The following is a 23147-nucleotide window of genomic DNA, read 5'->3' as shown; positions in this document are numbered from 1 at the left end:
GACCGTAATGCCATCTCGTTTCACCTGCCATTCCTTTTGCATTAATTAAACTGGGAAAAGTTGGACTGAGATCCTTTTAGTTGATACCATAAGTATAGGAGAGCAGCGGGAGGATTTCTTGACCTTCCTTGTGCACTTGTCGGATTATTTGACAGATACTAGGTGGTATTATGGCAAACTTGGAGCATACTGCGGCGGTTACTCGCATGCAGACATTTATTGAAAGACATTTAGATGAAGAGATCACGCTACATGCTTTGGCACAGCAGGCCGGCTATTCGCCATGGCATTGTGCCAAAATGTTTAAGGAATACACGGATAAATCACCGTTTGAATACATTCGCAAGCTGCGGTTATCCAAGGCGGCTTTGGTTTTGCGTGATGAGGATCTGCGAGTGGTGGATGTTGCTTTGGATTTTGTCTTTGATTCTCATGAAGGCTTTACACGAGCTTTTCGTAAACAGTTCGGTGTTACTCCGAAGGCATATCAAAAGAAGACACCGCCAATCCCGTTATTTACCCCATATCCTGTGGAAAGCTACTATTTAATGGGCGAGGAACGCAGTGATTTACCGCCATTATCGAAGAATCTACATGTTCGACTCATTGAGTTTCCCGCTCGTAAGCTGATTTTATTGCGGGGCAAGAAAGCTAAAACCTATATCGAATATGCACAGGAAGTCGGTTGTGATGTCTGGGGAATTCTTGCCAGTATCAAAGAGGCATTGTATGAACCAGTAGGACTTTGGCTACCGGAAAGCATGCGAACGGAAGAAACATCCGTTTATGCTCAAGGTGTAGAAGTCCCGCTTGATTATCAAGGGCTTATTCCAGAGGGCTTTGATGTAATTGAACTGTCTGCTTGTACGATGCTGCTATTTCAAGGTGATCCGTATGATGAAGTACGTTTTGATGAAGCAATTGAAGCAGTGATGGAGCAGATCGATACATATGATCCTAGTATAAATAATTGTCAATGGGCAGAAAAAGAGGGACCACGGATTCAATTAGAACCACAGGGGTATCGAGGATATATCGAAGCCCGACCAGTGTATCTTAACTAAAAATCAAACGCTTTCGAAGGCTTTAAAGAAAAAGCTTAAATACTTTTTCTCGTACTATATATGAAGGAAAAAATCGGGAGGATTTTTTGTCAACCGTTGAGCTAAAAAATCAGTCGAAAGTCTGAGGCGCGCCCCTACCCGAATGCTATAATTAGCTCAATCACAAATAACAAATAAATCAGAAAAAGGTTGGGATAAAAATGAAACGAAGAGGTTCAGGTATCATTGTTGGGATTGTCGTGATCGCTCTGGCAATCGGAGCATACTTGGTAACGACATATAACTCATTGGCTTCAGCAGAAAACGATGTGGACGCAAAATGGTCGCAGGTGGAAAATGTGATGCAACGCCGGGCAGATTTGATTCCAAATTTAGTAAACAGTGTCAAAGGTAGTATGAACCATGAAGAAAAGCTCGTTAAAGAAATTACTGATGCACGGAAGGCATACAACAATGCCAAGACACCATCGGAAAAAAATGACGCAAACAATCAAATTGATCAAAGCTTAGGTACGATGGTGAACGTGATTCAAGAAAGCTATCCAACACTAGCTTCTAATGAAAATGTAAAAACCTTGATGGTCCAGCTAGAGGGTACAGAAAATCGAATCTCTGTTGAACGGAAAAACTATATCGAACAAGTCAATGACTATAACCAAAGCTTGGTTCGATTCCCTAGAAATATGGCAGCGAAGGTATTAGGATTTGATAAAAAGGCGAACTTTAAGGCTGATGAAGGTGCGAAAGAAGTCCCAGACGTCAGTTTTGAATAAGAATGGGTGAGAAAAAATGAAGAGGGAACAGCGTGCTTCAGGGGAACGGCTCCATCAGGAGGTTGTTGAGAACTATCGCAAGGTACGTAAACGTAATGGAGTCTTTTCCCTAATTTTAATTGTTGTATTGCTAGTCAGCGGGTTCGGCTTATTTAATCTCTTTACGAGTAATGGCTATGGAGATAAAAAGGTGTCCTATGATCAGCAATTGACGAAGTTGAATCAGGAACGAGAAGACATTTTGTCTGGTAAAAAAGTGACAGTTAACAAATCTTTCAAAACAGCTCTAAATGATAATTTGGCTAACTTGAAAGAATATCCGAAGAAAGCCAACAACTACGATGTGGCAATTGAAGAAACGGATGGTCATTTGACCATTAATAAGAACAATATCTTTGTTTCTGACAACGCTAATATGCTGAGTCAGAAAATGAAGGAAAAAATTTATCAACTAAACAAACAATTAGCAGCAAGTACCAATGGTGCGCAATTAGAAGTGGTTACGATCCCGGAATTGCCCCGTGGAGAAGATATTGAATCGTATGCCAATAAGATCTTCAACCAATTAGGTATTGGGGATAGGAATGAAGACAATGGTGTTTTATATTTAATCGCCTTGGACGAACGAGAATTTCGTTTAGAAGTTGGCTATGGTTTAGAAGGTCTGATTCCTGATGGTAAAGCCGATGACATTATTAATAATGATGATGTAGTGGATGCCTTCAAGGATGAGGATTACGATACAGGGGTCAGCCAGGTTGTGGATGAAGTATTCGGAATTATGAATACGAAGACGGCTTTAGTGGATTCGCAAATTAAAAACGTCGAAAGTCAGCGGACAAAATTGATGTTCTTCCACTGGACAGGAGTAGTAGTTTTAGGCTTGCTGGTCTTTGTCAGTCTATTATTAGTAGTAAATTTATTGAGGGCTCGTGTTTTTCTCAAAGAAAACTATAAAAAGTATCAAACGGAAACTACTTCGATTACTGGTGACGATGAGATGCAACGGGTTGTTAAACATACGGAACTCTACCACATTTTATTAAGCGGTTTGCTGATTGGAATGTCAGTAAAAGGTGTCAATCGTGCGATCGTTCAAGGAAGATTGTTGCGAAATCCTTCTGCAGAAAAGAAAATGTTCGGTCGGATATTAATCGGCGATACGTTATACTCTGGTAACGGCGATATCCTGACAACGGCTTATCTAGCATCGAATTATAACTCTGATAATTGGTCCGATAATAATAATAGCGGATCAGGTGGTGGCTCCTCATGGGGGTCCTTCGGCGGCGGTTCATCCGGCGGCGGTGGCGCTTCTGGTGGCTGGTAAGTGAATAGGATTGAAGAAAACGTGAGGGGATTCCTCACGTTTTTTTTCGCTAGCCTTTAACTAGGATACTACTGTGAGTCTGGCTTTAAAAAGAATCCGTGAAGCCTTTTTTCTGGATATGCGGACGAACGCGGATAATTTTTGTGAAGGATTCGAATATTTTCTGCTTTAGGAGTGCTTCCTGACTATAATAAACGTGAGACGCTTTATTTTTTGTCCGTTGCAACGGTCAAAAACGAGTGAAGCGTTTTCTTTCTGACAGGTTATGATAAAAACAAGAAGGGGAGGTTGATAGCCATGGGAGCAAAGAAAAATCGTGAACAACGGCTGTTACTACTTCTAACGAAACGACATGATTATATCACGTCCGAGGAATTGGCGGAGCATCTAGAAACTTCGCCAAAAACAATTTATCGCCTAATCAAAAAAATCAATGAAACACATGGTGAGGGCTTGATCCAGTCAGAAAAGGGGCGAGGCTACAAATTAAACTACGAAAAATATATCAGCCAAGCAAACATTCAACCCAGTCAGCGCAGTCAATATTCTCCTCAGGAGCGTAGAAATCGTGTGATGGAGGAACTACTGCTATCATCGCCGAATGCGAAAAATGTTTACGACCTGTTTGAAGATTATTATGTTGGCGAGTCCGTCATTTTCAGTGATGAGCAAGTGATCGCTGAACACCTGCAGCGTTACGAGTTGAAATTGGAACGCAAGCAGCGGACGTTGGCAATTTTAGGGAAAGAGGCGAATCTGCGGCGAGCGATTGCTGATTTGATTCAGGTGCACAATATCATTGAAATCGATGATTTAAAGAATCATTCAGAACTGAACTTCAATAATTATGATGTGCTGTTTATCTTAGACCAGCTGAAGTTGATTGAAAAGCAATTGCAATTAACGATCCCGTATCCCTATAATGTCAATATTTTTTCTCATTTGTATATTTTAATCAGCCGTTTGCGCAAGGTCCATAGACTTCCGAACGAAGAAATGAGTCCGCTTTCTAAAAAGGAACAGGAACGTTTGGAGCAAGACAAGGCGCTTTATCAGGTCGCTAAGTCCGCGATTAAAAATGTTGAAAAGTATTTGCACAACGAGCTGCCAGAATCAGAGGTTTATTATCTTTATCAATACTTAGCTTCATCGCGGATGCAAGGATCGTTAAGTAAAGTAACAAAATTTTCTTCAAAGGTCGTGGAAATCACCAATACTTATCTGGATAGCATGAGTCAGCGGCTGAATATCTCGGCGAAAGGCGATTCGATCTTTCTTGATTTAGCGAATCACATCAAGCCTATGCTTAATCGCTTGGAACATGGGATTCATGTAAAAAATAGTCTGTTGGATCAGATTAAAATGACCTATGAATCCATCTTTTCAGATGTCAGTGATGTTTCTGATGAGGTGAGTCAGCATTTTGAACTGCCGAAGATCAACGAAGACGAGAATGGCTTTATCACTTTGTATTTCGCACGGATCATTGAAACGAACCAATTACCAATTCGTACGGTGATCATGTGTACGACAGGTGTCGGTACTTCAGAGCTGCTGCGAGTCAAGATCGAAAAGAAATTTCCTGAGTTGGAGATTGTTGATGTCGTAGCTTCAAGGGATGCAAAGCATTTTACGGAAAAATATCCAGGCATCGATTTGATTTTAACCACAATCAGTGTCAGCGATATGATCCCTATCCCATCCTTGTTAGTCAATGCGATGTTCACACGAGATGATCAAACCCGACTACAAAAGAAAATCGAGGCGATTTATGATGAACGATAATTTTTTCCAAGTTTTCTTGGACCAGCCATTTAAAGACAAAGCACATGTGCAACGTTTTATTGCAGAGTTCGCTAATTCGGCTGAGTCGGAAGAATTGATTGATCTGTTGCAGCAGAGGGAAAAAGTCGGGAATACCATGATCGCGGAGCATGTAATCTTGCCGCATTTAGAAAGCCCGAAGATCAAACAAAGTCAGGTCCTACTGATCCGTTTAGCAGAACCGATTGATTTTGACGAGAAGACATCAGCAGTCCAGCTGATAATTACTATTCTATTGAAGAGCAATGAGAGTCAAGTAATGAAGAAGAAAATTGCCCAATTCACACGGCGCTTAGCAGATGATGATTTTATCGAACAATTACTAAGCCTTGAAAATGAAACGGCAATTTACCATATTTTATAGGAGGAATAAATGATGAAAATCGTTGGAGTAGCAGCATGTACAGTGGGGATTGCCCATACCTACATTGCACAAGAAAAATTAGAAAATGCCGCAAAAAAAGCGGGTTGTGAAATGAAAGTAGAGACGCAAGGTACGATTGGGATCGAAAATGAATTAACCCAAGAAGAGATTGATCAAGCGGATATCGTAATCTTGGCAATCGATGTAAAGATTTCCGGCAGAGAACGTTTTGACGGCAAACGAATCATTCAAGTACCGACAGAAATCGCCGTTAAGTCACCAAATAAATTGATTGAAAAAGCCCAAGAGGTTGTTGCTCAAAAGGTTTAGGGGGAATTTAGATGGAAGTAAAGGACATTGTGGATTTAGACATCGTCAAAACCAATATGGCCGCTAAGACCAAGGATGATGCCTTGAACGATCTAGCGAATCAGTTACTGAGGAATGGCTATATCTCTGAAGTAGAAGGGTTTATCAAAGACATTTACGCACGAGAGGCGGAAGGCCAAACGGGTATCGGAAATTATATCGCGATCCCTCATGGAAAAAGCGCCTATGTCAACAAGGTCGGCGTAGCGATCGGGATCAATCAAGAGGAAATTCCTTGGGAAAGTTTAGATGGCAAAGGCGTGAAGGGGATCATTCTCTTTGCGGTGGGTAATGACAATGACGGAGCGACCAATCATTTGAAATTATTGTCGCTGTTTGCCAGAAAGCTAGGCAACGATGAAGTGGTTGGCAATCTGTTGCAGGCGAAAAAGCCAGAAGATGTTGTTGAAGCATTCGCTTAGTTAAATGGAGGAAGAAAAATGAAAAAAATTAAAGAGTTAAATCTTAAAGGACACTTATTGACGGCGATCTCTTATTTGATTCCGATCGTCTGTGGTGCCGGCTTCTTAATCGCCATCGGAATGGCCTTTGGCGGTTCAAGTCAGGATGCATTGGTTCAAGGGGAATTTACAATTTGGGATGCGTTGGCAACGATGGGCGGTAAAGGCTTAGGCTTACTGCCAGTCGTGATTGCGACGGGTATCTCCTATTCAATCGGCGGCAAACCAGGGATCGCTCCTGGGTTCATCATTGGTTTGACAGCAAATGCCATCGGCGCTGGTTTTATCGGCGGAATCTTAGGCGGTTACTTAGCAGGTTATCTAGTATTAGCAATTTTAAAATATGTGAAATTACCGAATTGGGCAAAAGGGTTAATGCCAACACTGATCATTCCCTTCTTAACCTCGATCATCGGCGGGTTGATCATGGTCTATATCATTGGGGCACCAATTGCAGCGTTAACATCATTATTAACAAACTTCTTGGATGGTTTAGGCAATTCTTCGTTATTAGTATTTGGCGGTGTGATCGGTCTGTTAAGTGGTGTTGACTATGGCGGTCCGATCAACAAAACGGTTTTCGCTTTTGTATTGACGATGCAAGCAGAAGGATTGAACGGTCCGATTACTGCTTTACAGTTAGTGAATACAGCAACACCAATTGGATTTGGTTTAGCCTTCTTCATCGCAAAATTATTTGGCAAAAATATCTACACGAAATTAGAAGTTGAAACCTTGAAGTCAGCGGTTCCAATGGGTGTGATCAATATCGTTGAAGGGGTCATTCCGTTAGTTATGAACGACATCGTGCGGGGTGTTGTAGCAACAGCTATCGGTGGTTTTGCTGGTGGCGCAACAACAATGATCTTAGGCGCAGATGCGACAGTACCGTTTGGTGGTGTGCTGATGATTCCGACAATGTCGAGACCATGGGCAGGTGTGATTGCGATTTTAGTCAACGTGGTCGTAACAGCAGTTGTCTTAGCCGTAATTAAGAAAAATGTGACAGAAGAAGATGCAGCGATGCAGGTTGAAAAAGAAGAAGAGGACATCAACCTAGAAGATATTCAAATCTTTTAATCCGGAAAGAGTGGCGACACATGAAAAAAGTAGAATTTTCCCCATCACTAATGACGATGGACTTAGATAAGTTTAAAGAACAAATCACCTTTTTGAATGACAAGGTAGATTCCTATCATATTGATATTATGGACGGGCATTATGTGCCGAACATTACCTTATCTCCTTGGTTCATTGAAGAATTGCGGAAAATCACCACGTTGCCGATGTCGGCGCATCTGATGGTGACAGACCCAAGTTTTTGGGTACAGCAGCTAGTAGATTTGCAGTGTGAGTGGATCTGTATGCATGCAGAGGTGTTAGATGGTTTAGCCTTTCGTTTGATTGATCAAATTCACGACGCCGGTTTGAAGGCTGGGATCGTGTTGAATCCTGAAACACCGATTGAAACGATTTTCCCTTATATCGAGCTGGTTGATAAGATCACGATTATGACGATTGATCCGGGCTTTGCTGGCCAACGCTTTATTGAAAGCACCTTAGATAAAATCGTGGCTCTCCGCGAATTACGTGAAGAAAAAGGCTACGATTACGTGATCGAAATGGATGGTTCCTCTAACCGTAAATCTTTCAAACGGATTGATGCAGCCGGGCCAGATATTTACATCGTTGGTCGCAGCGGACTCTTTGGTTTAGACGAAGATATCGCTAAAGCTTGGGAAATCATGGTTAAGGATTATGAGGAAATGACTGGTAAAAAGCTTAGTTATGCAGAAGTAAACTAACGATAAAAATCTTGGAGCTGGAAAAGCTTCAAGATTTTTTGTTTATACAGAAGCAGTAAGCCGGTCTTTTGTGATATAGTATACAATAATGTAAACGGTTTAAAAGAATGGAGGAATGTGATGGAATATCGGGGACCTATGCTAGTAGTGAAGGATATGGAGCGGTCAAAAGCATTCTATCGTAAATTTTTAGAGGTGGATATCGTTTCTGATTTTGGCGAGAATGTGACCTTCAATGGCGGCTTGTCATTACAAACGGAGGAATCGTGGATTCGATTTACCGGCTGTGAGAAAGAGTCATTCAACTATCAGAATAATACGGTAGAGTTCTATTTTGAAACGAAGGACTTTGATGGGTTTATCGAGCGGACAAAGGAAGAAGAGTTAGATTTTTTACGAGACATCGCTACGATGGAGTGGGGGCAAAAGGTTGCGTGCTTTTATGATCCAGATAAGCATGTAATCCAAGTCGGAGAAGATCTGACGGTCATGGTGAAGCGCTTGGCTGCTGATGGAATGACTGTGGAGGAACTAGGTGAGAAGACCTTTCTCGGAAAAGAAATGGTTGAAAACATGTTGAATAGTTAAAAAGTTGAAGGCAGATAATTCTGAACTGCCTTCAACTTTTTTTATTTAACCGCTGAGTTGTCCAATTCTCATACAAAAAAGCAAATGAATTGATCGGAGCCTGAAGACTAGCCTCTAGCATTCGTGCTAAAGCCGTTAGCTTCATTTGTACTTCTTGATCGGTCCAAGTAAATAACCCGGGATCGAGTAAAAAAATAATCGGCGACAGTAAAATTTCCGCTAGCTGTTCGGGATGTTCACAGACAAAGACGTTTTCTTCGACTCCTTGCTGCAAAATTTCACCAACGATTGGCGCCAGACGTCCCATGATAAAGGCCATTGATTTCTGATGGATTGCGGCATTTTGCGGTTCGTGCAACGCACTATCAACTGTTTGATCGACAGCGGTGTTGCGATAAAAATACAGTAAGAGCTTTATTTTTTCTAAGGCCGGAGCCTCGACAGTGGCTAATTTTATCCGACAGGTTTCAATCACGTGATTGTATTGGCGTTCAACTAAGGCATCTAAGACTTCCTCTTTACTTTTGTAATAATAGTAGAGACCACCTTTTGCGATCCCCGCTTTTGTGGCAATATCCTGAACAGAAGCAGTACCGGCAGTTCCTTCGTAAAGCAGTTCCTGCAAGGCATCTAAAATTAACTCTCGTTTACTCATCACATCGACCTCCAAAAATAGTATAGCATATTAAGTTGACCATCGTTCAAAAAGTTGTTATGATGAAATTGTTGAACGATGGTCAAAAACGAAGGAGGAGTTATTTTGTTAGTGTTAGGTGTATTTATCATCAGTGTGTTAGTACTTGTTTTGTTCAGTGTAGGATTACTGATCAAAGGGGTGCTTTATTTGTTTAATCGATTTCGCGGAAGACAGGTCCTATTTGCAACAAAAGGAGTGAGAAGAAGTTTGTTAGGGATGTTGATAGTTCTGGTTTTAGGAATTGTCTTAATAATGTTCACTCAGCTGACGGCATCGACACCGAAAATCGCTAAGGAGAATAGTATCGCAGAGTTGCGGAAGGTTGAATTGAATGGTCGTAAGGAATGGATCAGCATTCGAGGAGAAGACCGCAGCAAGCCAGTACTTCTATTTTTAGCGGGCGGTCCGGGGGGATCACAGCTGGCAGCTACACGTTATGAACTTGCAAAATTAGAAAAGGATTTTATCGTAGTTAACTGGGAACAGCCTGGTTCGGGAAAATCCTACTCAGCGATCCCGCGGAAAAAGTTGGCCCCTGAAATTTACGTTGAAGATGGAACGGCTTTGGTTCGTTCGTTGTTAAAAGAGTTCAAACAGGAAAAGCTTTATCTGCTAGGAGAATCGTGGGGGAGTGCACTAGGAATTTTTATGGTAAAAGAACAACCGGGGCTTTACCATACCTTTATAGGCACCGGACAAATGGTAGCCTTTGAAGAAACGGAGAAAATCGATTACGCGCTGGCGATGAAGCTGGCAAAAGAGAATGGAGATCAAAAGGTCGTGGATACGCTAAGAAAAAATGGCGAACCGCCTTATCACGGAAATTCTGTTACCACCAAAAGCGCGACCTATCTCAACTATCTCAGTCAAAAGATGGCAGGAAATCCTGAGATTCAAAATGGCGGCTTCCAAACGATGCGGGATCTTGCGGCGAAAGAGTATGGCATCTTGGATAAGGTCAATTATCTGCGAGGCATTCTGCAAACCTTCAATCATGTGTATCCGCAACTGTACAATGTAGATTTGCGGAAGGAGTACTCAACATTAGATGTTCCCGTCTATTTTCTATTAGGGAAGCACGATATCAATGCGCCACTTAGCTTAACTGAAGATTACTATCAAAAATTGGACGCTCCCAACAAGGAAATCATTTGGTTTGAACACTCCGGCCACAATCCTTGGATCAACGAACCAGAACGCTTTGTAGAGGCGGTTCAGCAAATTGCCGAAAATAAAAAATAAGACTAGAGCACCCACGAAAAAATCGTGGAGACTCTAGTCTTTTTAATTTTCGAATTGGGCTTGATGCAGTTGATAATAGCGTCCTTGTTTAGCTAGCAGCTCTTCATGATTGCCTTGTTCGACAATATTGCCATCATTGACGACTAAGATCAAGTCAGCTTCACGAATGGTCGAGAGGCGGTGAGCAATGATGAAGGAGGTTTTGTTCACCATTAAACGACCCATCGCTTCTTGAATCTGCAATTCGGTCTGTGTATCAACATTCGACGTTGCTTCATCGAGAATCAATAATTCGGCATTCAAAAGCATTGCCCGGGCAATTGTCAGTAATTGCTTTTGTCCTTGTGAGATTGCTAAACCGTCTTCGGTCATCACCGTGTCGTAGCCCTTTGGCAGTTGTGCAATGAAATCGTGAATGTGAGCGGCTTTTGTCGCTTTGATCACTTCTTCTAACGTGGCATCTTCATTTCCATAGGTCAGATTCTCAAAAATCGTTCCCGTAAAGAGCCAAGTATCCTGTAGGACCATCGCATATTGCTTTCGCAGACTGCTGCGAGTCGCTTCTTTGATATTTTGTCCATCCAAGTAGATTGCACCGCTATCCGGATCATAAAAACGCATCAGCAAATTCACGATTGTGGTTTTTCCGGCACCGGTAGGACCAACAATGGCAACAACGCTACCGGCAGAAATATCAAAGGATAAATCTTTGATGACCGGTTGATCTGCTTGATAGCCGAAGGAAACATGGTCAAAGCGTACGTCTCCATGAACTTTTTCAAAGACATGAGCATTTTTTACGTCTTGAACTTCAGGGTCTTCATCTAATAGTTTGAAGATTCGTTCAGCCGCGGCAATAGACGATTGCAGGTCACTGAAAATATTTGCTAATTCATTGATCGGACCGGAGAATTTTCGTGAATACAATACAAATGAGGAAAGCTTTCCTAATGTTAAGTGACCAAACAGGAATAAAAAGGCACCTAAGATACTGATCAATGACAATGAAACATTATTTATGAAGTTGACAGAAGGACCAGTCATACTGCCGTAATATTCTGCATTGTAATAAGCAGTCATGGCTTCTTCATTCTTCTTGCCAAAGCGGGTGATCGTTGTTTTCTCTTGATGATAGACCTTGGTGGTTTGTTCACCGGATAGCAGTTCTTCAGTCAGACCATTTAATTCACCAAGCTTGGCAGAACGTTGTCTAAACAAAGGCTGGAACTTATTGGTTAAGTAACGGGTCAATAAAATCGACGCGGGAACAGTAACTAAAAAGATCGTCACCATCACTGGCGAGATTACCAGCATCATAACAAAGGAGCCGATAACCGTGACCAGACTACTCAAAACCTGAACGGAGTCACTGGCCAATGAAGTGTTAATCGTATCGATATCGTAGCTCATCCGACTGACGATGTCACCGGTTTGGTGCTGGTCAAAATAACCAACGGGCAACGAAACGATTTTCTCAAACAAATCTTTCCGTAAACGAAACGCGATTTTTTGACTCAGAAAGATCATCAATCGTTTGATCCCGTAGCTTAAAATTGCGGAAGCCGCATAGAAAACTACCATCCAACTACAATAGAAGAAAACTTTTTGAAAGGCGACATTGCCTTTGCCAATCTGGATCGCATCAATCGCGTACCCAGACAATAGGGGACCGACTAAAGCAAATAGGTTACTGGCAATCGTCAAGACGACAGCTAAAAACAGCAGCCATTTGAATTGATACAAATATCCCCATAAACGCAGCAGTGTACCTTTGCGTGAGCCTCTATTCTTCAATGGCTTGCCCTCCTGTCTGTCCCTGATAGATTTCTTGATAGGTTGGATTTTCAGTTAGTAACTCTTCATGAGTGCCATAACCAATCATTTTCCCTTTATTTAATAGTAGAATTTTATCCGCATGTTGGATCGAACTGATTCGCTGAGCGATCAAAATCTTGGTGGTATCACCGAAATGTGTTCGCAAAGCCCTTCGTAGATTCGCATCGGTATGATAATCCAGCGCGCTAGAAGAATCGTCTAGGATCAGCAGATCAGGCTGCCCAATCAAAGCACGAGCCAAGAGCACGCGTTGTTTCTGCCCACCACTGAGATTTTGTCCTTTTGCTTCCAAGCGGTGCTCCAGACCATCAGCAAGTTTGTCGATAAATTCTCGAGCTTGTGCATCATCGATGGCTTGCTGGAGTTGCTCTTCTGAAAAGTTACGACCGAACAAAATATTTTCTCGAATCGTATCGGCAAAGAGTACGTCCTTTTGCAGGACAGCACCGATTTTTTGATGCAGTGCATCAAGAGAATAATGTTTGATCTCTTGTCCGTCTAATACTATCTGACCGGCAGTTCGATCGTATAGACGTAAAATCAGACTGGCGATCGTGGTTTTCCCGCTGCCGGTCGCGCCCATAATCCCTAATGTTTCACCAGGATTTACGCTGAAGCTGATGTGTTCGATCGCATGACCGCCGTCAGGATAAGAAAAAGTCACATCATCAAAGACCAGTTTAGTAGAAGCAGCTTTTCTTTGATTCAATGATCCTGGTACTAATGAAGGTTTTTTCCGTAAGACTTCATTGATCCGATTCGCCGAAGCCAGACCACGGGAATACAGGACAAAGATGCGGGTGATAGAAAGCATCGCGTTCAGGATAATCGTGAAATAGGTCAAGAAGGCAACGATCACTCCTGGCTGTGTCAATCCAGCGTTTACACGATAGGCGCTAACGACAATCACTAGGGTCAAACCTAAATTCAAAAATAAATCCAACAACGCAGGAGAAGCAGCCAACGTTACATTGGCAGTTGTTTCCGCATTGACCAACGATTGATTGACGTTTTCAAAGCGCTGGCGTTCGTAGGCTTCTTTTGATAAAGCTTTAATCACGCGAGAGCCTGTTACATTTTCCCGCACCGTCAACACAAGTTGATCAACTTGCTTTTGCAATTTTCCAAATAAGGGCACGCCCTTTTTCGAGATATGCGTCACCATTACAAAGATGATCGGCATCACTGCCACTAAAACTAAAGTCAAAATCGGATCTAAGGTAGTAGTAATCAAGATTCCTCCGGCCAAAAGGATCGGCGCGCGAATTCCCATACGCAGCATAACACCAAGGGTCAAATGAATATTGTAGGTGTCCGATGTTACACGTGAAACTAATGAAGAGACCCCCACATCTTCAATCTGGGTCGTGTCTAGATAGGTGATTTTTTGAAATAGATCGCCGCGAATGTTTTCTGTCGTATCTTTTGCGATCCGTGAGACCATGCGGTTAGCGACGATATTCGCCCATAAGGAAAAAGCGGAAGCTGCCAACATCACACCGCCCCAAAAGAGAATTTTCTTGGGATCTTTTTGCGGAATCACATGATCTAGAATATAGGCCAAATTCCATGGAAGAACCAATTCCATCATGGTCCCCAAAAATTTGATGATAACACCTAACGTGACACGAGAACGGTAGGGTTTTAAATAATTAAGAATTAATTTCATGTTTACTCCTTTTTACACATTTCTGTTTCGGCTTTCTCTACGATCGTTTGCAATTCGGATAATAAGTTCTGTTGCTGTTCAGTCGGAATCTCCGCTAACAGCTTTTGATTCCAGTCTGCTAGGATCGAACGGATTTCTGCTTCGATTGCCAAAGCTTTATCTGTGGGGAAGATTCGTAAACGACGTGCGTCTTTCTCATCGTTTTGTCTCGTAATGAAGCCTTTTTGCTCCAGTTGTGCCAATTGGCGAGCGACATTGCTTTTATTGATAAAGATTTTGCAGGCCAAGGCTTCTTGTGAAATTCCCGGCTCGTAACAAATACTTAAGATGTAGGTGTGATGCATTTCCCCTAAGCCCAATTTCTTAAATTCTTTTTCGCGATACAAAGCAGAAAGCCGCGCAATACGATTGATCATTTTTACAAAAGAATCCACCTAATTATTCCTCCTTGGTAGTTACGAATTCGCGTTTAAACAAGCACAGTACAGTATAGAAGAAAAACGTTGCGGGTGCAACGTTTTTGAGCTGTAAATAATTTACTTCTCTATTTAAGTAGTGGCAGATGTAATTTTCTGTTGTTTATACACAAAAATTTACGTTCTTTACATAAAAACAACAATCTTTATTTTATCTTTGCAGGAACTTGACGGTGCCTTTACACTCCTTCGCTATACTTTTTATTAGAGAAAGTCAGCTTACAATGAGCAAGCAAAAGTTAAACTCGCTAGAAAATCACCTAAGAGCATAAAAGAATGGTAAACGAAAGAAGGAGTGGATCAGGTGCTAAAACTTGAGAATATCACGAAGAAATTTCAGGAGACGACAGTACTGGATGGGATCAATTTAGAAATTGAGTCTGGTGAGATCGTTTCAATCCTGGGGCAATCAGGTTCAGGAAAAACGACGCTATTAAATCTGATTTTAGGATTGGATGAGCCAAGTGGGGGAGAAATTTTCTTCAATAATCAGAAGATCACCCATACATTGATGGAAAAACGTCCCTTCAATATTGTTTTTCAGGATTATGCCTTGTTTCCTAATTTGACGGCTTATCAAAATTTGACCTACGGACTACGCAATAAAAAAGAGTGCTCCACCAAAGCGGAGGTAGACGAGCTGATTCAATTGTTGAATCTGGAAAAGCACCTAGAAAAACCAATTCATCAATTGTCAGGCGGACAAAAGCAGCGGGTTGCACTTGGCCGGACATTAGTGATGAAGCCGCAGCTGCTTTTGTTGGATGAGCCGTTGAGTGCCTTGGATGGAGTAATCAAGGAATCAATCAAAGAAAAAATCCAAGAAATTGCCCGTAAGCTACATTTGACGATCATCATTGTTACGCACGATCCGGAAGAGGCCTTGACGATGTCAGACAAGATCGTTGTTTTAGATGAAGGGAAAATTGCTCAATGCAGTTCACCGATCGAAATTATGAGTCAGGCTTCCTGTCATTTTGTTGAGGAGTTTATTGTCAATCAATTGGCAATCAAGCAACAGAACATTCAGCAAATCTTTCAGCAATCAGTCAATATGGTGGCCTCATGAGAGCGGCTTTTTCATTGAAACGAGTGATTAGCTGGAGTGTGCTGATCTTCTTCTTTTTATTTTTAGCTTATCCGATCATTCAAATCGTGTTAACAGCTTTCCCACGATCCGACGGGAGCAGCTTGGATATTTTCACTCCAGAATGGCAGCGATCATTTGCTAACAGCTTGAAATATTCTTTAGCGGCTACGAGCTGTTCAACAATTTTAGGCTTTTTCTTGGCCTATGGAAATAATTTTACTCGAATCAATCGGCGATTTTTAAAGGTAAATGAAAGTGTTTTGCATTTTCCGATGCTATTACCAACGATTACTTACGGATTTGTCCTTATTTATGCCTTTGGCAAGCAGGGATTGTGGAGCAAAGTTTTTCAACAGGAACTGTTCCATATCTATGGTTCCATCGGTATTTTATTGGGATTCATCATTTATACATTGCCACCAATCTTCATTTTGATCAACAATTCGATGAAATATTTAGATACTCAGCTATTCATTGTTTCACGCCTGATGGGGGATAGCTGGTATCGGTCGCTTTATAAAACGATCTTGAATCCATTGACGCGCGTGTTGGCGGTGGCTTTTCTACAGGGCTTTTTTATGTCCTTTACAGATTTTGGGATTCCCAGCGCGGTAGGAGGACAAACCCCGTTCATCACGACATTATTATATGAAGGATTCATGGGAACCATTCCAGATTTCCAGTTTGGCTCATTAGTGGCTTTAACGATGCTATTGCCATCAATCATCAGTATTTTGGTTTTGAACTATTTACAGAAGAAGGTGGTGCGCTATGAGCGTCCACGGCAGGCAGTGATCAAAAAGAATCCGGTAAGAGATTGGTGTTTTCGACTACTTTTCATCAGCATCTCTCTTTTCATTTTAGGAGTATTCGCGGTCTTGATCATTATTCCAATGGTGAGCAATTGGCCCTATGAATTGACCCCAACCTTCAATAATTTCGCCCGCTTTATCCAAGATGACAGCTTGATTTTAACCTTGAAAAATTCACTGCTGATGGCTTTGCTGACGGCGGGAGTTGGGACAATTATTGCCTATTCGGCGGCGATATTGACCTCCAGAGAGCGGAAGCTTTATAAGGTCAATCAAGTAATTGATAGTATCGCCACCATTACGAATTCAATTCCCGGGATGGTTTTGGGAGTGGCCTACTTATTGCTATTCAGTGGCAGTCAGCTGCACAATACATTACTAATCTTAGTGATTGTGACGGTCGTCCATTATTTTTCAACACCGTATCAGATGGCGAAAGAGGCACTGCAAAAGATGAACTTGAACTGGGAGAACACTGCCAAGTTGATGGGAGATAGCTGGTTAAAAACAGTTTGGCGAATTCTGATCCCGAATTCAAAGGTGACAATTATAGATATCTTCGCGTATTACTTTTTCAATTCGATGGTCACAATCAGTGCGGTCATTTTCTTAACAAGTGCCAATACGATGGTTATTACCGCCAAATTAAAAGAGCTTCAGCATTTTGGCCGATTTAACGATATATTTATGCTCTCGCTGTTTTTACTAGTAATTAATTTAGTTATGCAAGGAATTACTCAAATTATTAAAAGGATTGCCAGTTCCACTTTTCCCAGTCAGACAGCTGGTAAAAAGCTGCCTACAAAATTAACTGCTATTCAAAGAAACAAAGTATAAAGGAATGGTATACGGCTTGAAAATCGGACTAATTTTTCTCAAGAAAAATTAATCCATTAATATGAAAAAGGAGAATGATGAATGAACAGAAAAAAACTACTCGCACTGCTTGGAAGCTTGCTTTTCCTTCTATTATTAGGCGCTTGTAGCAAAAGTAATGCGGCTGACGAGAAAGTCACGATTTATACTAACGCTGACGAAGAACCGGTGGAGGTAATCAAGAATGTTTTAGACAAAAACGGTTACAAGGGCAAATACACGCTGCAATCATTCGGCACTTCTGAGCTAGGCGGAAAGCTCTTAGCGGAAGGAAAAAATATTGAAGCGGATTTAGTCACGATGAGTACCTTCTATTTAAATAGTGCTCAGAAAAAAGACAAGATGTTTAAAGAATTAACGCTTCCAGTCGAATCGTTAACGAAAATTCCGGATTACACGGCACCTTTTACCGTTCAAGAAGGAACAATTTTCTATAATACCGATGTCATGAAGGAAATGAACTTACCAATTCCAACTAGTTTGAAAGATTTAGCCGATCCGAAATACAAGGATGCCTTGTCAATCTCAGATATCAAACAATCGTCTACAGCGTGGCTGCTGTTCCAAGCGTTAGTTGATAATTACGGAGAAGATGAAGCGAAAACGATCTTGAAGGGGATCTACAAAAATGCAGGGGATCATTTAGAAAGTTCTGGTTCAGGTCCGTTGAAAAAGGTTCGGCTAGGTGAGGTTGCGATCGGATTTGGGTTACGACATCAGGCAGTCAAAGATAAACAGGATGGATTGCCGATTGATTTTGTTGAACCCTCAGAAGGAACGTATACATTAACTGAATCTTTGGCGGTGATTAATAAAGGCGACAAAACCAATCCTGAAGCAGAAAAAATGCTGGATTTGATTTTGGAAAAGGGTCGTAAAGACATATTGGAAATCTATCCAAGCGCACTGTACAAGGATGAGCAGGTAGATAGCGCACACGTAGCGAATGACCAAAAAGTCTTTCCAACAGAATTAACCGCAGAATTATTAGAGCAGCACCAAAAATTAATCGATTAAGGAGCTTAGCATGGACTACAAATTATTGACACCCGGACCGTTAACGACGACTCAGACGGTTAAGCAAGCAATGATGGTGGATCATTGTACATGGGATGAAGAATATAAAACGATTACTCAGGAAATTCGACAAAAGCTATTGTCTTTAGCAGGTGCCTCCCCAGTAGAATATACGACGATCTTAATGCAGGGAAGCGGATCATTTGGTGTGGAATCAGTTCTAAGCTCGGTGATCGGACCGACGGATCATGTGCTCGTTTGTGTGAATGGCGCTTACGGGCGTCGAATGGTCAGCATGTGCGAACGGCATCATTTGGCTTACAGCGTTTATGAAGTCGCAGAAGATGAAATTCCGCAAGCAACGGACATAAAAAGCATTCTCGTGAATGATCCAACCATTTCTGCGCTTGCGATGGTTCACAGTGAGACGACTTCTGGTATTTTAAATGAGTTAGAAGAAATTGCTGCACTTGCCAAAGACAATGAGCTGCTGTTTATCGTGGACGCAATGTCTAGCTTTGGGGGAATTCCAATTGATGTTACGGCATTGTCCATCGATTTTCTAGTCTCAAGCTCGAACAAATGTATTCAAGGAGTACCAGGCTTTTCCTTTACGTTGGCCAAACGGGCACAGCTTGAGCAACGTACAGAGTTTTCACGAACGGTGTCTTTAGATCTTTATGATCAGTATGAAACGATGGAAAAGGACGGCAAGTGGCGCTTTACTTCACCCACCCACACGGTTTTAGCCTTTCATCAAGCTTTAAAAGAGCTAGATGCAGAAGGCGGAATCTACCAACGCTATATGCGCTATTTAACAAATAATCGACTGCTACGGCAAAAAATGAGTGAATTGGGCTATCAGCCCTTCATCAAGCAGCATCAAGGGCCATTTATCACTTCATTTTTATATCCCAAGCAGAGTGCCTTTAACTTCGACCATTTTTATCAGCATTTGAAACAAAATGGCTTTGTGATCTATCCAGGAAAAATAAGTTCCGTCGATTGTTTCCGCATTGGAAATATCGGTGAGATTTATCCAGAAGATATTGATCAGTTAGTCAAAGTAATTGAAAATTACTCGGAGGTAGCATATGTCAGTTAAAACAATTATTTTAGACTGGGCTGGGACAACAGTCGATTTCGGCTGTATGGCACCGGTTCATGCTTTCAAAAAAGCATTTAGAAATAAGAACATCGAGCTTTCCAATGAAGAAATCAGAAAACCGATGGGGATGCTTAAAATTGAGCATATCAAACAGCTGCTTTCGCTTGAGCAAGTAAAAAAGCAATGGTTTGAGCTTTATGGACGTCTTTCTGAAGAGAAAGATGTGCTAAGTATCTATCAGGATTTTGAGAAATACTTGTTTGCAGATCTCGCAGAGAACAGTCATTTAAAACCGGAAACCAAGCAGGCGATGAAAAAAATTAAGCAATTAGGCTATAATATTGGCTCTACGACTGGCTATACCAAAGAAATGATGGCTGTTGTATTAAACACGGCCACGATGGAAGGTTATCGTCCTGATTATGTCGTAACACCAGATGAGGTTGATTCATTGGGGCGGCCATATCCATTCATGATTTTTGAGAATATGCGCCATTTTCAAAACCATTCGATGGAAGAAGTGATTAAAGTAGGAGATACAATCGCTGATATTCAAGAAGGAAAAAACGCAGGGGTCTTGAGTATCGCTGTCACTGAGGGAAGCTCAGTGATGGGACTTTCTTTAGAGGAGTACAAACAGCTCTCAAAAGAAGAAATGGAACGGTTGAACCAACAAACAGCGGAAATCTTTTATCAGCATGGGGCGGATCTTTGTATTAAAAATCTACTGGAATTAGCTGAGCTTTTGCAGGAGCATTCAACGATTCCAAAATTACAAACAAAAAAGCGAGAATCAGCGTAGGCGAAGAGAAATATCGGCTTTAAAAGTCGATATTTCTTTATTTATTCAAAAAATAAAAAGAAAAAACAAAAAAAGATTTTTTCTGTTTTGCTATTCTTAATAATTTCATATTTAGCTAGATTTAGGCTATTACAAATTTGTAAGCGAATTCAAAAACCCAAATTCCTTATTTTTATCCAAAAATTAAATTTTATATTTCAAAAATGGCTGAGACATTCCTTATAAATGCGGGTAGAATAATATGTGTAACCAATGGTGCGTACAATGAAGGAGTTCTCGCTTTTTTATGGTGTTAATGCAAGGGATTTGATGCAAATTACTAGCAAACGATAACACTCATAAAAGTTCATACAAAAAATAAAAAATACATATAAAGATCCGGTCATTGTAATTTTATTACTGACAGCATGCTGAAGGTTGATAAGCACTCAATCATGGATCATGTTGATTAGCTTCTCTCCTTATGCGAGGAGAAGCTAAAGTGCCGCGAGTCAGTGAAATAGTGTGACTTATCAAGTTGCTATTTAAAGGTTTAGCGATGAGCGGCGGCAGATGATTAGCATTCATTGGAAAATTTAAGTGGATGCATCATTATTGAAGAATGAATCAAGGATGCGGATTATTTTCAGCATCCTTGATTTTTTTCCATTCATTGGTTGCCCCTAGTATTTTATTAAATACTTAGCTTGATTTGAGATAGAAAGAAGGGGAAATGTTCATGAAAAAGATTGTTATGGTAATTTGTGGGGTAGCAGTAGTTTGTTGGGGAGTTGCTAGTCTGCAAAGTGGGGCACTAAAAGCGGATAATTTACTTCAAGAATCCTCTGTCGTAGAGACGACAGTTCCTGAAAGTTCTACCGTTCTACCGGTTGAACCTGAATCCGTACCGAAAGCATCGGAGCCGAATACTGAAACACCAGCGCCAGCTGCACCAGCATCGGAAGTATCTGCTGTACCAGAGACTCCTGTGGAACAGCAGCCGGCAGAACCTGCACCGACAGATACCATACCAGAAATGCCTACACAAAGCAGCACAGTAGATCCACCGAAAAGCGATAGTTCAACTAGTGAAAGTTCCACAAGTAGTGGTACATCTAGTGAGAGTTCGACAAGTCAGAGTTCGACGAGCCAGACCTCTAGTACGTCCAGTTCAACTACTACACCAAGTGAGTCATCGTCTTCCAGCAGCAGTGTACCTAGTGGATCGACTAGCTCAACTACTAGTAGTTCAACAGGAACGACCAGCAGTTCTTCAACGACACCGTCAAGTTCTGGTCAGGAACAGCCGCAGCCTAGTACACCGTCTACGCCGGGACCAGTTCCAAGTCCAGCCCCGGCACCTCCGGCTCCAAGTGAGCCTAAGGTTCAAACAAATACTGATGCTATTCAACAGCCGCCAGCTGCTTTTTCAGAGACGAGTACTTTACAGCTTCCAAGTGAGTTGAAGACATCTGAAGTTGCACAATCCGATTTAAAAGGTTATGAACTACCCTTGCTGTCAAGCTTTGAAAACAAAGCACAGGCCGCTTTGATTTATGACGGTATTAAAAAGCTTGGGACGGAACAGGCGAAGGATTTTAATGTGGAACAATTAACCGCTAAGCTTTATAGCGATTTGTTTGCGATTGAGATCACAGGCACTCCAGAACAAGCAAGCGAAGAAATCAGTGTCGGCAGTCTGCTCTATCAAAAGAAAAACGACCAGCTTGAATTAGTCGGTGTCTATATTGGAAAAGAGTATTATCTGACAGTGGAAGATGTTGAAATCGATGATTCTGATGAAGCAACGGAAACTGCGAAGGATGACGGCACAGAGACTGATACGGAGAAGGCTGAGAATGAAGAGTCAGATAAAAAGGAAAAACAACGACAGGTCGTTCTTCAACCAATGAGTATTGATGAAGACCTATTGGTTCAAGCTTTGCCAACCGTTGAATTGACTGAATATGGACAAACAATCTTGGCAGAATATCCCGCTTCTATTAATTTTACTGAAAATGAAGGAGCGAAGAATTTTATTTCAACCATCGCGGAGGATGCACGTAAGCTGGGACAAGAATATGACGTCTTTGCATCAGTGATGATCGCACAGGCTTTATTAGAAAGTGGTTCTGGAACGAGCAGTTTGTCATTGCCGCCAAATTATAATCTATTCGGTGTAAAGGGAACTTATCAAGGTCAGGCCGTTTCAATGGCGACTCAAGAGGACCGTGGGAATGGCGAGCTGTATTCGATTAATTCGGCTTTTCGAAAGTATCCTAATTATGCCGCTTCATTAGGAGACTATGTTCAATTATTACGCGGCGGAATCTCTGGTAATGACGGATACTATAAAGATACGTGGCGCTCTACCGCAAAGAATTATTTACGATCGACACAGGCCTTAACTGGAAAGTATGCTACGGATACTTCTTATAATAGAAAGCTAAACTCGATTATTGCTGTCTACAACCTGACACAATACGATCGTGTCAAAGTTGATCAGTCTTCAGGGATTTTCATTAAGGGAAAAGATGAGATTCCTGAAGAATACCGAACGATGATGCGCTACCCGGATTATAACGGGGTCAATTACAATACCTCCGGTTCGTACCCAGTCGGGCAATGTACTTGGTACGCCTTTAACCGCGTGAAACAATTAGGCAAGAGCGTCGATGACTTTATGGGAAACGGCGGTGAATGGGGAACCAAAGGAAAAGCATTAGGCTATGAAGTCAGCCGCGAACCAAAAGCTGGCTGGTTGATTTCCTTTACACCAGGCACAGCTGGCTCAGACCCGCGTTATGGACATGTTGCTTTTGTTGAAGTGGTTCGACCAGAGGGAATTTTGATCTCAGAAGGCAATGTTTATGGAGGAACGGTGATTTCATATCGAGTCATTGATTCGAACTTAGCGAAATCAGATTTGGTTACTTATATTAAAGCAAAATAAAGGGGTGCCATC

The 23147-nt window shown here is 41.6% G+C and carries 21 protein-coding genes; 17 read left to right on the top strand and 4 right to left on the bottom strand.

All coding sequences use genetic code 11. The features are described 5' to 3' along the window. Positions 1 to 170: 170 nt before the first annotated feature. The 10 genes from OMU_RS20470 to OMU_RS20425 all read left to right on the top strand — a co-directional run bounded on the left by OMU_RS20470 (position 171) and on the right by OMU_RS20425 (position 8578). On the top strand, positions 171 to 1064 hold the full coding sequence (locus tag OMU_RS20470; RefSeq protein WP_016181772.1) for a helix-turn-helix domain-containing protein: 894 nt from the start codon (positions 171 to 173) through the stop codon (positions 1062 to 1064). A gap of 200 nt (positions 1065 to 1264) precedes the next feature. Continuing rightward, positions 1265 to 1837, top strand: a complete 573-nt coding sequence (locus OMU_RS20465; protein WP_016181771.1) for a LemA family protein — start codon at positions 1265 to 1267, stop codon at positions 1835 to 1837. A gap of 16 nt (positions 1838 to 1853) precedes the next feature. Then, on the top strand, positions 1854 to 3167 hold the full coding sequence (locus tag OMU_RS20460; RefSeq protein WP_016181770.1) for a TPM domain-containing protein: 1314 nt from the start codon (positions 1854 to 1856) through the stop codon (positions 3165 to 3167). 297 nt (positions 3168 to 3464) lie between these two features. Next, the gene (locus OMU_RS20455) at positions 3465 to 4952 is read left to right on the top strand and encodes a BglG family transcription antiterminator (protein WP_016181769.1); all 1488 of its coding nucleotides are present in this window, start codon (positions 3465 to 3467) and stop codon (positions 4950 to 4952) included. Beyond that, entirely contained in the window at positions 4939 to 5355 is a 417-nt protein-coding gene (locus OMU_RS20450; protein ID WP_016181768.1) for a PTS sugar transporter subunit IIA, read from the top strand. Before OMU_RS20455 ends, OMU_RS20450 begins: the two co-directional genes overlap by 14 nt. A gap of 12 nt (positions 5356 to 5367) precedes the next feature. Continuing rightward, positions 5368 to 5685 carry a PTS fructose transporter subunit IIB gene (locus OMU_RS20445; protein ID WP_034877290.1) on the top strand — a complete coding sequence of 106 codons (318 nt, stop codon included), beginning with the start codon at positions 5368 to 5370 and terminating at the stop codon, positions 5683 to 5685. An 11-nt stretch (positions 5686 to 5696) separates the two neighbouring features. After that, positions 5697 to 6146, top strand: a complete 450-nt coding sequence (locus OMU_RS20440) for a PTS sugar transporter subunit IIA (protein WP_016181766.1) — start codon at positions 5697 to 5699, stop codon at positions 6144 to 6146. Between the two features lie 18 nt (positions 6147 to 6164). Continuing rightward, on the top strand, positions 6165 to 7265 hold the full coding sequence (locus tag OMU_RS20435; RefSeq protein WP_016181765.1) for a PTS fructose transporter subunit IIC: 1101 nt from the start codon (positions 6165 to 6167) through the stop codon (positions 7263 to 7265). 20 nt (positions 7266 to 7285) lie between these two features. Then, positions 7286 to 7990, top strand: coding sequence for a D-allulose 6-phosphate 3-epimerase (gene alsE / locus OMU_RS20430; protein ID WP_016181764.1), 705 nt, complete (start codon positions 7286 to 7288; stop codon positions 7988 to 7990). Between the two features lie 120 nt (positions 7991 to 8110). Continuing rightward, on the top strand, positions 8111 to 8578 hold the full coding sequence (locus tag OMU_RS20425) for a VOC family protein (RefSeq protein ID WP_016181763.1): 468 nt from the start codon (positions 8111 to 8113) through the stop codon (positions 8576 to 8578). A 31-nt stretch (positions 8579 to 8609) separates the two neighbouring features. Here OMU_RS20425 and OMU_RS20420 read toward each other — a convergent pair whose 3' ends face one another. Beyond that, positions 8610 to 9233 (bottom strand): TetR/AcrR family transcriptional regulator, encoded by a 624-nt coding sequence (locus OMU_RS20420; RefSeq protein ID WP_016181762.1) that lies wholly within the window; start codon positions 9231 to 9233, stop codon positions 8610 to 8612. 111 nt (positions 9234 to 9344) lie between these two features. On the opposite strand from OMU_RS20420, the gene OMU_RS20415 reads away from it, so the two are divergent. Beyond that, entirely contained in the window at positions 9345 to 10517 is a 1173-nt protein-coding gene (locus tag OMU_RS20415; protein WP_233421648.1) for an alpha/beta fold hydrolase, read from the top strand. Positions 10518 to 10559: 42 nt separating this feature from the next. Here OMU_RS20415 and OMU_RS20410 read toward each other — a convergent pair whose 3' ends face one another. Genes OMU_RS20410 through OMU_RS20400 form a run of 3 tightly spaced genes read right to left on the bottom strand, consistent with a single transcriptional unit; the run spans position 10560 to position 14456 of the window. Then, complete coding sequence (locus OMU_RS20410; RefSeq protein WP_016181760.1) at positions 10560 to 12311, bottom strand: ABC transporter ATP-binding protein; 1752 nt, start codon at positions 12309 to 12311, stop codon at positions 10560 to 10562. Then, on the bottom strand, positions 12301 to 14022 hold the full coding sequence (locus OMU_RS20405; protein ID WP_016181759.1) for an ABC transporter ATP-binding protein: 1722 nt from the start codon (positions 14020 to 14022) through the stop codon (positions 12301 to 12303). Before OMU_RS20405 ends, OMU_RS20410 begins: the two co-directional genes overlap by 11 nt. 2 nt (positions 14023 to 14024) lie before the next feature. Beyond that, complete coding sequence (locus tag OMU_RS20400) at positions 14025 to 14456, bottom strand: MarR family winged helix-turn-helix transcriptional regulator (protein ID WP_016181758.1); 432 nt, start codon at positions 14454 to 14456, stop codon at positions 14025 to 14027. Between the two features lie 346 nt (positions 14457 to 14802). Between OMU_RS20400 and OMU_RS20395 the strand changes: the two genes are divergently transcribed. The 6 genes from OMU_RS20395 (at position 14803) to OMU_RS20370 (ending at position 23135) form a co-directional block, all read left to right on the top strand. Beyond that, entirely contained in the window at positions 14803 to 15567 is a 765-nt protein-coding gene (locus OMU_RS20395; RefSeq protein ID WP_016181757.1) for an ABC transporter ATP-binding protein, read from the top strand. Continuing rightward, positions 15564 to 17237, top strand: coding sequence for an ABC transporter permease subunit (locus tag OMU_RS20390; RefSeq protein ID WP_016181756.1), 1674 nt, complete (start codon positions 15564 to 15566; stop codon positions 17235 to 17237). The genes OMU_RS20395 and OMU_RS20390 overlap by 4 nt, the downstream gene beginning before the upstream one ends. A gap of 81 nt (positions 17238 to 17318) precedes the next feature. After that, positions 17319 to 18293 carry an extracellular solute-binding protein gene (locus OMU_RS20385; protein WP_016181755.1) on the top strand — a complete coding sequence of 325 codons (975 nt, stop codon included), beginning with the start codon at positions 17319 to 17321 and terminating at the stop codon, positions 18291 to 18293. Positions 18294 to 18303: 10 nt separating this feature from the next. Next, the gene (gene phnW, locus OMU_RS20380; RefSeq protein WP_016181754.1) at positions 18304 to 19398 is read left to right on the top strand and encodes a 2-aminoethylphosphonate--pyruvate transaminase; all 1095 of its coding nucleotides are present in this window, start codon (positions 18304 to 18306) and stop codon (positions 19396 to 19398) included. Continuing rightward, positions 19388 to 20203, top strand: a complete 816-nt coding sequence (phnX, locus tag OMU_RS20375; RefSeq protein WP_016181753.1) for a phosphonoacetaldehyde hydrolase — start codon at positions 19388 to 19390, stop codon at positions 20201 to 20203. Before phnW ends, phnX begins: the two co-directional genes overlap by 11 nt. 718 nt (positions 20204 to 20921) lie before the next feature. Further along, entirely contained in the window at positions 20922 to 23135 is a 2214-nt protein-coding gene (locus OMU_RS20370; RefSeq protein WP_016181752.1) for a glucosaminidase domain-containing protein, read from the top strand. Positions 23136 to 23147: the final 12 nt, after the last annotated feature.

Origin of the sequence: Enterococcus avium ATCC 14025 (genome assembly GCF_000406965.1) — a bacterium.
GTDB classification, from domain to species: Bacteria; Bacillota; Bacilli; order Lactobacillales; family Enterococcaceae; genus Enterococcus_A; species Enterococcus_A avium.
This window is presented reverse-complemented; position numbering and strand designations above follow the sequence as displayed.